This is a genomic window from Shinella kummerowiae, assembly GCF_009827055.1.
Taxonomy (GTDB): Bacteria; Pseudomonadota; Alphaproteobacteria; order Rhizobiales; family Rhizobiaceae; genus Shinella; species Shinella kummerowiae.
The window spans coordinates 160,612-172,134 of sequence record NZ_WUMK01000002.1; the positions used below are offsets into that span (position 1 = coordinate 160,612).

The 11,523-nt window shown below is 62.9% G+C and carries 12 protein-coding genes; 3 read left to right on the forward strand and 9 right to left on the reverse strand.

What is annotated here, in order from left to right; genetic code table 11:
* Positions 1-51: 51 nt before the first annotated feature.
* The gene (gene fabB / locus GR138_RS05225; protein WP_160857573.1) at positions 52-1,275 is read left to right on the forward strand and encodes a beta-ketoacyl-ACP synthase I; all 1,224 of its coding nucleotides are present in this window, start codon (positions 52-54) and stop codon (positions 1,273-1,275) included.
* Between the two features lie 5 nt (positions 1,276-1,280).
* The gene (gene fabI / locus GR138_RS05230) at positions 1,281-2,087 is read left to right on the forward strand and encodes an enoyl-ACP reductase FabI (RefSeq protein ID WP_160857574.1); all 807 of its coding nucleotides are present in this window, start codon (positions 1,281-1,283) and stop codon (positions 2,085-2,087) included.
* Between the two features lie 50 nt (positions 2,088-2,137).
* Here fabI and GR138_RS05235 read toward each other — a convergent pair whose 3' ends face one another.
* Both GR138_RS05235 and GR138_RS05240 read right to left on the reverse strand, forming a co-directional pair.
* Positions 2,138-2,365, reverse strand: a complete 228-nt coding sequence (locus GR138_RS05235; protein WP_160857575.1) for a hypothetical protein — start codon at positions 2,363-2,365, stop codon at positions 2,138-2,140.
* A 67-nt stretch (positions 2,366-2,432) separates the two neighbouring features.
* Positions 2,433-3,035, reverse strand: a complete 603-nt coding sequence (locus GR138_RS05240; RefSeq protein WP_160857576.1) for a LysE family translocator — start codon at positions 3,033-3,035, stop codon at positions 2,433-2,435.
* A 130-nt stretch (positions 3,036-3,165) separates the two neighbouring features.
* On the opposite strand from GR138_RS05240, the gene GR138_RS05245 reads away from it, so the two are divergent.
* Positions 3,166-3,624: an Lrp/AsnC family transcriptional regulator gene (locus GR138_RS05245; protein ID WP_160857577.1), complete on the forward strand. Its 459-nt coding sequence runs from the start codon at positions 3,166-3,168 to the stop codon at positions 3,622-3,624.
* Between the two features lie 113 nt (positions 3,625-3,737).
* On the opposite strand, the gene GR138_RS05250 is transcribed toward GR138_RS05245, so the two are convergent.
* The 7 genes from GR138_RS05250 to rbfA all read right to left on the reverse strand — a co-directional run bounded on the left by GR138_RS05250 (position 3,738) and on the right by rbfA (position 11,476).
* Complete coding sequence (locus GR138_RS05250; protein WP_160857578.1) at positions 3,738-4,754, reverse strand: class I SAM-dependent methyltransferase; 1,017 nt, start codon at positions 4,752-4,754, stop codon at positions 3,738-3,740.
* A gap of 91 nt (positions 4,755-4,845) precedes the next feature.
* Positions 4,846-6,987 carry a polyribonucleotide nucleotidyltransferase gene (gene pnp, locus GR138_RS05255; RefSeq protein ID WP_160857579.1) on the reverse strand — a complete coding sequence of 714 codons (2,142 nt, stop codon included), beginning with the start codon at positions 6,985-6,987 and terminating at the stop codon, positions 4,846-4,848.
* A 343-nt stretch (positions 6,988-7,330) separates the two neighbouring features.
* Positions 7,331-7,600 (reverse strand): 30S ribosomal protein S15, encoded by a 270-nt coding sequence (rpsO, locus tag GR138_RS05260; protein ID WP_160857580.1) that lies wholly within the window; start codon positions 7,598-7,600, stop codon positions 7,331-7,333.
* 163 nt (positions 7,601-7,763) lie between these two features.
* Positions 7,764-8,102, reverse strand: coding sequence for an SH3 domain-containing protein (locus tag GR138_RS05265; RefSeq protein ID WP_160857581.1), 339 nt, complete (start codon positions 8,100-8,102; stop codon positions 7,764-7,766).
* A gap of 40 nt (positions 8,103-8,142) precedes the next feature.
* A complete protein-coding gene (locus tag GR138_RS05270) occupies positions 8,143-9,795 on the reverse strand; it encodes a sensor histidine kinase (protein WP_246200306.1) in 1,653 nt (550 codons plus the stop codon).
* A gap of 226 nt (positions 9,796-10,021) precedes the next feature.
* The gene (gene truB, locus GR138_RS05275) at positions 10,022-10,957 is read right to left on the reverse strand and encodes a tRNA pseudouridine(55) synthase TruB (protein WP_160857582.1); all 936 of its coding nucleotides are present in this window, start codon (positions 10,955-10,957) and stop codon (positions 10,022-10,024) included.
* 108 nt (positions 10,958-11,065) lie between these two features.
* The gene (gene rbfA, locus GR138_RS05280) at positions 11,066-11,476 is read right to left on the reverse strand and encodes a 30S ribosome-binding factor RbfA (RefSeq protein ID WP_160857583.1); all 411 of its coding nucleotides are present in this window, start codon (positions 11,474-11,476) and stop codon (positions 11,066-11,068) included.
* Positions 11,477-11,523: the final 47 nt, after the last annotated feature.

Here is an 11,523-nt window from a genome sequence, read left to right on the forward strand (position 1 = left end):
GCGGCGCCACGCCGCCTTCACAATGAGACGTTCTAGAAAAGGTCAGGAATCATGAGACGGGTTGTTGTCACGGGTCTGGGGATCGTATCCTCCATCGGGAACAATGCTGACGAAGTGACGCAGTCGCTGCGTGATGCGCGCTCCGGCATCAGCTTCAGCCAGGATTTCGCCGACCACGGCTTCAAGTGCCAGGTCTGGGGTTCGCCGAACATCGACACGACCGAAATGGTGGACCGTCGCGCGGCCCGCTTCCTCTCGCAGGGCGGCACGTGGAACCATGTCGCGATGAAGCAGGCGATCGCCGATTCCGGCCTCGAGGAGGCGGACTACGCCGCCAATGAGCGCACCGGCATCATCATGGGTTCGGGCGGCCCCTCCACCCGTACGCTGATCGAAGCGGCCGAGATCACGCTGAAGAACAATTCGCCCAAGCGCATCGGCCCGTTCGCCGTGCCGAAGGCGATGTCCTCCACGGCATCGGCGACGCTTGCCACCTGGTTCAAGATCCACGGCGTCAACTATTCGATCTCGTCGGCCTGCTCGACCTCGGCGCACTGCATCGGCAATGCCGCGGAAATGATCCAGTGGGGCAAGCAGGACATCATGTTCGCCGGCGGCCACGAAGACCTCGACTGGACCATGTCGAACCTGTTCGACGCCATGGGCGCCATGTCCTCCAAGTACAACGACACGCCCGCCACCGCTTCGCGCGCCTATGACGTCAGCCGCGACGGCTTCGTCATCGCCGGCGGCGCCGGCGTTCTGGTTCTGGAAGAGCTGGAGCACGCCAAGGCGCGCGGCGCCAAGATCTATGCCGAAATCGTCGGCTATGGCGCGACCTCCGACGGCTACGACATGGTGGCCCCCTCGGGTGAAGGCGCTATGCGCTGCATGCGTCAGGCGCTTGCCACCGTGAAGGGCGACGTCGACTATATCAACACGCACGGCACCTCGACGCCCGTCGGCGATTCGAAGGAAATCGGCGCCATCCGCGAAGTGTTTGGCGACAAGATTCCGCACATCCAGTCGACCAAGTCGCTGACCGGCCATTCGCTCGGCGCTGCCGGCGTGCAGGAATCGATCTATGGCCTGTTGATGATGCAGGCCGGCTTCATCGGCGAAAGCGCCCACATCACCGAACTCGACCCGGAATTCGACGGCGTGCCGATCGTGCGCAAGCGCATCGACAACGCGAAGATCGATACGGTTCTCTCCAACTCGTTCGGCTTCGGTGGCACCAATGCCACGCTGGTCTTCCAGCGCCGCAACGGATGACAGGCATGACGGGGATCATGAACGGTAAGCGCGGCCTCATCATGGGGGTCGCGAACAACCATTCTATTGCCTGGGGCATCGCCCAGAAGCTCGCAGCCCAGGGCGCCGAACTCGCCTTCACCTACCAGGGCGAGGCGCTCGGCAAGCGCGTGAAGCCGCTTGCCGCCGAACTCGGCTCCGACTTCGTCATTCCCTGCGACGTCGAGGATATCGCGTCGGTCGATGCGACGATCGCGGCGATCAAGGAAAAGTGGGGCAAGCTCGATTTCGTCGTGCACGCCATCGGCTTTTCCGATAAGAGCGAGCTGAAGGGCCTTTATGCCGACACCTCGCGCGACAACTTTTCCCGCACGATGGTCATTTCCTGCTTCTCGTTTACGGAAATCGCCAAACGCGCAGCAGAGCTGATGACCGACGGCGGATCGATGCTGACGCTGACCTATGGCGGCTCGACGCGCATCATGCCGAACTACAATGTCATGGGTGTCGCCAAGGCGGCGCTGGAAGCGTCCGTGCGCTATCTTGCCGGCGACTACGGCCCGCGCAATATCCGTGTCAACGCGATCTCCGCCGGCCCGATCCGCACACTGGCGGGTGCCGGCATCTCGGATGCGCGCGCCATGCTCTCCTGGCAGCAGAAGAACGCGCCGCTGCGTCGCACCGTCACCATCGAGGATGTCGGCAATTCGGCGCTCTACCTGCTCTCCGACCTTTCGAGCGGCGTCACCGGCGAAATCCACTATGTGGATGCCGGCTACAACATCACCTCCATGCCGACGCTGGAGCGCCTCGCCAAGGCCGACAGCGAATAAGGTCGTGGCGGCGCGGACGCCGAAACGCCTCGCGCCGTTTCCTTCCGCGCTCAAAGCGCCATCAGCACGACAACAAGCAGGATCACCGCGGCGAGAATGCCCAAGAACAGCGTGCGGACACGGCTGTTCATCTCCGGCGTTATGCCGGCCGTGCTGCGCCGCAAGAAGGCGAGCGGCACCTCGGAGGTTGGCGTATGCCCCTCCCCTTCCTTCACATCCTTGGCGATGACTTCCGCCACGTCTTCCGTGATTGGCGGTCTTGCTGGTCCAAAAGCCATTACGGGTCTCCTGAACAGGAACAGTCCGGCGATGGTGGACCTCTTTGGGTGAAATGGCAATCGGCTCCTATTCGAACACGACAGGCACAAGGGAAAGCACCAGTAGCAGTGCCATTGCCCGATTGAAGCGTTTCAGGCCGCGCTCACTTGCAATGAAGCGTGATGCCCCGACGCCGACCCATGTCCAGGCCACGGTGCTGGCGACGGTCGCGCCGCCGAAAATGGCTGCGAATGCTGTGGGGATGACCAGATCTCCGGCGCTGCCGCTGCCATAGGTCACAACTGCGCCGGCCACCATCACCCAGAGTTTTGGATTGACGAGTTGCAGCAGCGCGCCCTCGACGAAGGTGAACGGCCGCTGCCGGCCACTCTCTGCTGCGATCCCCACGGGCGCCGCATTGGCGATGCGCCAGGCCAGCCAGAGAAGATAGGCGACGCCCAGCCATTTCAACACGAGATGCACCCTTGGATCGGCGACGATTGATCCCCCCATCGCCGCAACAAGGAAGATGATGACGGCGACGCCGATACCCATGCCGGTCGCAACGGGAAGCGTGCGACGAAAACCGTAATTCGCCCCGGATGCCGTGACCATCGTATTGTTCGGCCCCGGCGTGCCCGCCATGGCGAAGGCAAAGCCCGTTGCCGCCAGAATCCAGGCCCAATCCATGTCGCTCTCCTCATCGAAACCAGAACAGCCTAGCCGACCTCCGGCGCAACGGGGTTGCCAAGATGCCAGGCTTGGGGAAGAGTTTGGCATTCAATGCCGGCGACTGGCTTGAACGATCGTGAGGATTCCAATGCAGCTCGACGACATAGACCGCCGCATCCTTCGCGAACTGCAGCAGGATGGCCGGATGCAGAACATCGAGTTGGCTAGGCGTGTCGGGCTGTCGCCCTCGCCCTGCCTGCGCCGGGTCAAGCTGCTGGAGGATGCGGGCGTGATCAGCCGCTATGTCGCGGTGGTCGATCAGGCGAAGGTAGGCCTGCAGCTTTCGATGTTCGCCCGCGTCTCGCTGACCGCGCAGGATGCAGAGACGATCGACCAGTTCATCGCGGCGATGAAGCGGCTGCCGGAGGTGGTGGAGTGTTACATCATGCTCGGCGAGAGCGACGCGCTGCTGCGCGTCGTCGTCTCGGATCTCGCCGACTATCGCCGCTTCCAGGCGGCGAACCTCACCCGCAAGAACGGCATCCAGACCGTCAAGACGGACGTGCCGAGCGAGACGATCAAGCAGACCTTTGCGCTGCCGCTCTGAGGGAAAGCCTTAAAGCGTGTCGCGATCTTTCAGATTCGCTCCTTGCGCTTTAGCTTTTTGATTTTTCGCATGTCGTTATCGCAAAACCGCTATGCACTTTTGCGCGACATGCTTTAGCGACGGCCCCATAGAACCTTGAAGCGCGCGTTGCGGCAGACTTCGCCGCTCTCCTTGAAGGCTTCCTTCAGCACCGGCTCGTAGGGCAGGCCGCGATTGGCGACCATCAGCAGGCGGCCGCCGACCTTGAGTGCCTTCGCCGCCGCGCGGATCATCGCGCCGCCCAGGCCGTGATCGGCCGCGTGGCCTTCATGGAAGGGCGGGTTCATGACGATGAGGTCGTAGTGATCGCGGGGCGTCTCGGCTGTCAGGTCGAACCAGTAGTAGCGTGCCGGAATGTTTGGGCAGTTCTCCGCCATGTTCTCCTTGGCGGCTTCCAGCGCGTCATAATGCGCCTCGAACAGATCGATGCCCTTTACCTGCGGCGCGCGGGAACCGAGCATCACCGAGAGATAGCCCCAGCCGGCGCCGAAATCGGCAGCGTGGCCATGGAAATCCTCCGGAATGCGGGTGGCGAGCAGTTCGGAGCCGTCGTCGATGCGATCATGCGAGAATATGCCGGGAGCGGCCGTGAAGCGGCCGACGATGCGCACCGGCTTTGCCGCCAGCTTGGCGATTGCCTCGGCAGGATCTTCCGGACGCGCAAACCAGATGGCGAGGCCGTGGTACTTCGGCATGTAATCGCCGGTGAGGCCGAGCTGGTCCAGGCGCTTGCGCATGGACTGGACGCCATCTTCCTTGCTGCCGGCAACGACGATGAGGCCACCGGTGCGCACGCGACGCAGCGCTTCGGCAATGCGGTTCTCATTCTCGCCCTTATGCTTGTTGATAAGGATGAGCGCGCCGTCATAATCCTCGCCCTCGATGACCGGCTTGACCGGCACGCGCACGGCCTCCAGCCCACGATACAGCGAACGCAGCGGCTGTACCGCGTCGAGCATCGCCTCAAACCCTTCCGGCGGACGCTGCCCGGCCTCTGCGCCGAGGAAGAGATAACGCTCGTCCGCGCCCGGAAGGGCAAGCGTGCCGGCGGCAAAGGGATGGAACAGGGTTTTCAGGGCGTCGCGGGTCATGGTCGGCTTTCGGCGGGCGAGAGAGAAAGTAGATCAAAGAAAAGGGGCGCGGAACGTGCCGCTCCGCGCCCCTTTATGCGTAAGGATAGGGTTACTCGGCGGCTTCGCCGTCGCCCTTCTTCTCGGCAGCGACTTCCTTGCCGGTTGCCTGGTCGACAACCTTCATGGAGAGGCGAACCTTGCCGCGCTCGTCGAAGCCCATCAGCTTGACCCAGACCTTGTCGCCTTCCTTGACGACGTCGGAGGTCTTGGCAACGCGCTCCTGAGCGAGCTGCGAGATGTGCACGAGGCCGTCACGCGGGCCGAAGAAGTTGACGAAGGCGCCGAAGTCGGCGGTCTTCACGACCGTGCCTTCGTAGATCATGCCGACTTCCGGCTCAGCGACGATCGAGTGGATCCACTTGCGGGCCGCTTCGATTTCCTTGCCGGAGGACGATGCGATCTTGATCGTGCCGTCGTCTTCGATGTTGATCTTGGCGCCGGTCTTTTCGACGATTTCGCGGATGACCTTGCCGCCCGTGCCGATGACTTCACGGATCTTGTCGACCGGGATATTCATGACTTCGATGCGGGGCGCGAATTCGCCGAGCTGCGAGCGGCCTTCGGAGATGGCGTTGGCCATTTCGCCGAGGATGTGCTTGCGGCCGCCCTGGGCCTGGCTGAGCGCGACCTTCATGATCTCTTCGGTGATACCGGCGATCTTGATGTCCATCTGCAGCGAGGTGATGCCGTCGGCGGTGCCGGCGACCTTGAAGTCCATGTCGCCGAGGTGGTCTTCGTCACCGAGGATGTCGGAGAGAACCGCAAAGCGCTCGCCTTCCAGGATGAGGCCCATGGCGATACCGGCAACCGGCTTTGCAAGCGGAACGCCGGCGTCCATCAGTGCGAGCGAGGTGCCGCAGACCGTGGCCATCGAGGACGAGCCGTTCGACTCGGTGATCTCGGAGACGACACGCAGCGTGTAGGGGAACTGTTCCGCCGTCGGCAGCATCGGGCGGATTGCGCGCCAGGCGAGCTTGCCGTGGCCGATTTCGCGGCGGCCCGGGGAGCCCATGCGGCCCGTTTCACCGACCGAGTAGGGCGGGAAGTTGTAGTGCAGCAGGAAGCGTTCCTTGTACATGCCGGTCAGGCTGTCGACATACTGCTCGTCTTCGCCGGTGCCGAGCGTGGCAACGACCACAGCCTGGGTTTCACCGCGGGTGAAGAGAGCCGAGCCGTGCGTGCGCGGCAGGATGCCGACTTCCGAGACGATGGCGCGAACGGTGTCGAGATCGCGACCGTCGATGCGGCTCTTGGTGTCGAGGATGTTCCAGCGAACGATCTTGGCCTGCAGGTGCTTGAAGACGGCGCCGATGACTTCGGCGGTGTGCTTCGGCTCGACGCCTTCCGGGAAGAAGTGGGCCTTGACCTTGGCCTTGACGGCGTCGACGGCGGCGTAGCGGTCGGCCTTCTGGGTGATCTTGTAGGCGGCGCGCAGTTCGGTTTCGGCGAGGCCGAGCATTTCGGCTTCGAGTTCGGAATGGTCTTCCGGGGTGAAGTCGCGCGGTTCCTTGGCAGCCACTTCAGCGAGCTTGATGATCGCGTCGATGACCGGCTGGAAGCCCTTGTGGCCGAACATGACGGCGCCGAGCATGACGTCTTCGTTCAGTTCCTTGGCTTCGGATTCGACCATCAGGACGGCGTCCTGCGTGCCGGCGACGACGAGGTCGAGAACCGACTCGTCCATCTCGTCGAGATGCGGGTTCAGCACGTATTCGCCGTTGATGTAGCCGACGCGCGCGCCACCGACCGGGCCCATGAAGGGCACGCCGGAGATCGTCAGCGCTGCGGAAGCGGCAACCATCGACAGGACGTCGGGATCGTTTTCGAGGTCATGCTGGACGACGGTGACGACGACCTGCGTGTCGTTCTTGTAGCCTTCCGGGAAGAGCGGGCGGATCGGACGGTCGATCAGGCGGGAAACCAGCGTTTCCTTTTCCGACGGGCGGCCTTCGCGCTTGAAGTAACCACCCGGGATCTTGCCGGCGGCGTAGGTCTTTTCCTGGTAGTTGACGGTCAGCGGGAAGAAATCCTGGCCCGGCTTCGGCGCCTTGGCGGAAACGACGGTGGCGAGAACGACGGTTTCGCCGTAGGTCGCGAGAACCGCGCCGTCAGCCTGACGGGCGATCTTGCCGGTTTCCAGCTTGAGCGGACGGCCCGCCCATTCGATTTCAACCGTATGGGTATCGAACATGTCTTGTCCTTCTTGGCAGATACGCGCACCGCCGCCAGAAGGCGCAGGTGGTCTATCCGCTTTATGACGCATCATGGGCAAGACAACGGGAGGCTTCGTGTTTTACTGGCTGCAATTCCGGGCGAAAACCGCTTCACAGTTTCCTGGAATTGCTCCCGAAGAAGCATCCTGCAATCCTGCCCCATGACAGGTCATCGGTTGGTTCCGCAGGGCCGGCCCTTCCGGCCTGCTGGAAGATCCGTTTCACGAGGCGGTCGCAACCGGCACAGGCGAAGCGGTATGGCGGAATTCTCTTCCGCAAAAGAAAGCGGCGGGCGCTCGTGGGAGCGCCCGCCGAAAAGGCTTAGCGGCGAATGCCGAGAGCAGCAATCAGCTTGCTGTAACGGGCATCGTCCTTCTTCTTGAGGTAATCAAGAAGCGAGCGACGGGTGGAAACCATGGTCAGAAGGCCACGACGGGAGTGGTTGTCCTTCTTGTGGTCCTTGAAGTGGCCGGTCAGGTTGTTGATGCGCTCGGTCAGGATCGCTACCTGGATTTCCGGAGAACCGGTGTCGCCTTCGACCGTTGCATATTCCTTGATCAGCGCAGCCTTGCGCTCAGCAGTGATCGACATCGTATGTCCTTTCATGATGGAGAACTTAAGGTCGCCAAAAGCCGGGATGTCGTCCAGCGATGGCCGTGAATGCAAGGAGGCATAAGCCCCCATTGCTGGCGGTGCCTATAAACCATTCCCTTATGAAAGGGAAGAGCCGTCATTGCAGGCCTCTCCTGCGGGCCTAGCGCTGCTCCGCCGGCTGACTCGGTGCGGCCTCGCGCGCATCGCCGGCCTGCTTGCAGACGACGTAGGCCCCGAAGATCCAGCCGAGACGCTCTCCCTGCCGCGCGACGAAGAACCAGCGTTTGGTGCCGATCTTCATCTCCTCGACAACCTCGACCGCCGTGCCATTGGCCAGCGTCGTCAGGATCGTCCCGTTCGGCGCGGAACGCACGTTGAGCGGCGTGCCCGTCGGGTCATCGACCAGGCACTGGCCGGATCCAGCGGCGGATGCGGATGGGGCGGAAAAGGCAACGGAAAGGCAGGCTGAAGCGGCAAGTATGCGCAGAAACGACGTCATGAAATGCACCTGCTCACATAACTGGAAAGGACCACGCCTGTCATTCGGCGGCGCCCTGCTGGTGCACGTCCTCGTCGCGCAGCCGGGCAAGCGGGATCGTCACACGCCATTCAATGCCGTCGTCATGCACGATGAAATCCAGCTTGGCATCGAGCGCCATGCCGAGCATGCGCTCCAGCACCACGCTGCCGAAACCCTTGCGGCTGGCAGCGATGGCTTGCCGGTCGATCGTCGCCCGGCTTTCGCGCCAGACGAGGTTCAGGTCCTCCCCGGACGTGACCCAGCTTAGCGAAACAATCCCGGTCTCGTTGGCAAGCGCGCCGTATTTCGTGGCATTGGTCGAGAGCTCGTGCAACGCCATGCCAAGCGTCTGCGAGGCCTGCGGGTCGAGCAACACGACGGGGCCGGCAATGCGCACGCGTGCCGTGTCATCGGGCGTGAAGGGCTTGAGCTGGTTCTTCGCAAGCTCCGCAAGGTTTACCCCCTGGGTCGCATTGGCGATCATCAGGTCCGTCGAACGGGCAAGGCCTGCGACGCGCTTGCGGAACGCTTCGGCAAAGTCGCTCGCATTTTCCGCACCCGCCGCTGACTGGTTCAACATCGCCTGGATGACGGTAAGCTGGTTCTTCGAACGGTGCGCCACTTCGCGCATCAGGAATCGGACCTCGTTTTCCGATTTGACGCGTGCATCCGCGGCCTCCGACAAGGCCCGCGAGACGGTTTCGAGTTCCGTGATGGCATAGGGGCGCGTGGCGATCCGCTCGCCATGGCCGAGCCGGCGGGCATCGGAGGCGAGCAGCCGGACGTCTCGCGACAGAACGCGGGCGATGCCGACGGCGCTGGCGGCGGCGAGAAGGGCAAAAACCACGCCGCCGATCGTCAACCATAGCAAGGAGGAAACGGCGGGCGCCTGCACGTCCGAGGATTTTGCCCAGGCGATCATGCGCCAGCCGGCAAGCGACGAAAACTCCGTCACGACCTGATAGTCGACGCCACCCTGCTGCATCGGGCTGACCCCGAGGCGCAGCGACGGCACGACACGCAGGAAGAACGTTTCACCCGCTTTCTGCTTCTCGTCCGTCGAGACGATGACCGTTCCCTGGCTATCGAGCACGGCGGCATTCCAGCCGGGGGAGAGGATGTCCGGATTGACCGCCCGCCGCAGTGCCTCGGCATTCTTCGTCAGTGTGAGGAGAATGCGCCGGCCGTTTGCCAGCTGCATCGGCTGGTAGACGTTGAACACCCATTGCTGCGCCGTCTTGCCGAAGAAGATGTCGGAGACCATGCGTTCGCCACGCGACAGCGCCAGCCGCGCGGAAACCGGCTCGGAGGTCACGTTAAGCGGCGTGCCATACGGAACGCGCGTATTGAGAAGCTGGCGCATCGTCTGGTCGATGATGAGGAAATAGGTGTCCGTGCCTTCCAGCGCCTTGCGCGCCTGCCCATACAGCGCGGAATAGTCACCCTTCTGAAGACCGTCCGATGTCGACAGGAAATTCAGCGTCGAGAACATGCCGGAGATTTCGCGCTCGACCGCGCGGTTGACGGCGCTCGTCGATGTCCGCAGCAGGGATTCGAAGATGCGTTCCTGCGCCTCGGTGGTGCGTTTCAGCACGACGATCGAGAAGAGGAACGAGGGGATGACGATGACGAGGATGAGGCAGACGAGGTAGAAGACGACCGGATGATGCAAGCGCCGTCGGCTCTGAACGCGGCTGGCTCCGTCGCCCGCATCCTCGGCGGACACCGTTCTGTCAGTCGGCGCAATCCTCAACGGCCAGCCCTTTCACCCTTCGCCCGAAAGCGGCCGTGACGGCAAAGCGCCGCCCAGCCCGCGTCCAAGCGAACCTCGCCGGCCCATAAAGCCTGTAGCTTGTGGTGAAATCAAGTCGGCAGCGATTGGTTCCGCCCTATCAAATTTAGCCGCCGAAGACCCGCTTCGGGCGGAACTCGCCCCCGCCGATCTCGCCGATCGCCACCAGCTTGCCCCGCGCTGTCGCATAGGCCTCATCGGCCTCCACCGGCGCATCGCGCCCGCGCAGGATGATCGGGTTGCCCATGCGCAGACGGTGCGCCTGATCGTCATTGATGACGATCTGCGGCAGGCTGGACAGTGCTTCGCCCGTATCGATCAGGAAGGCGTCAAGGGCGGCCAGCCGCTCGGTCTCGTCCTCGATCTTTTCCAGCGCCACGAGGTCTGCCAGCGGCACCATGTCATCCTCGCCGAAGGGCGCGACGAAGGTGCGGCGCAGCCCGGAAATATGGCCATAGCAGCCGAGCTGGCGGCCGAAATCGCGGGCGAGCGCACGCACATAGGTGCCCTTGCCGCACTCGACCTCGAATTCCGCGGTGTTCTCGTCCGGGCAACCGATCAGCGTCAGGCGGTGGATTTCCACCTCGCGCGACGGGATCTCGACGACTTCACCTTCGCGGGCGAGATCGTAGGCACGTTCGCCGGCGATCTTGATTGCGGAAAACTGCGGCGGAATCTGCTGGATGACACCGGTATATTCACCGAGGATCGCCCGGATTGCCTCGGCAGACGGACGCGTATCGGAGCTCTGCGTCACCTCGCCCTCAAGATCGTCCGTCGTGCGCTCCTCACCCCAACTGACCGTGAATTCGTAGATTTTCCGGCCATCCATGACATAGGGCACGGTCTTGGTCGCGTCGCCGAGCGCGATCGGCAGCATGCCGGAGGCCAGCGGATCGAGCGTACCGGCGTGACCGGCTTTCTGAGCCTTGAGCAGCCACTTGATCTTGGCAACGGCTTCGGTCGAGCCGAAATCGAACGGCTTGTCGAGGATCAGCCAGCCGGAAACCGGCCGGCCCTTGGGTTTGCGGGGTTTGGACATCTTGTTCCTGAATTGTCAGAGCAGGTGTGCTCGCTGCCGCTCGCTCACCTGCCCTTTCTATGTGTTGTACGCATGTGCGAGCACCAACCGCGACGCACCTTGCTGGAATTACTTGTCGTCTTCGCCGTCTTCGGCGGCGAGATCACGCGCGACTTCCGGCGAACGCAGGAGTTCATCGATCTTCTTGTAGTTGTCGAAGCTCGTGTCGTCGAGGAAGCGCACGTCCGGCATATACTTCATCTGGCGCAGATGCGGTCCGAGACGGCCGCGAATGAACTTCGAATTGCGGTTGAGCGCCTCGATCACCGCGTCATGATCCTTGACGCCGAGCGGCGTCACATAGGCCGTCGCGTGCTTCAGGTCAGGCGACATGCGGACTTCCGAGATGGAAATCACGGTCTTCTCGATCAGCGTGTCGCGCACATCGCCGCGCTGAAGGACCTGGGTGATCGCCGCGCGCACCTGCTCGCCCACGCGCAGCATGCGTTGCGACGGTGCAGAGGATGTTGCTCTTGTCATGGTCGTCACCTTCAAAAAAATGCGAGCGCCGAAACGATCCGGCGCTC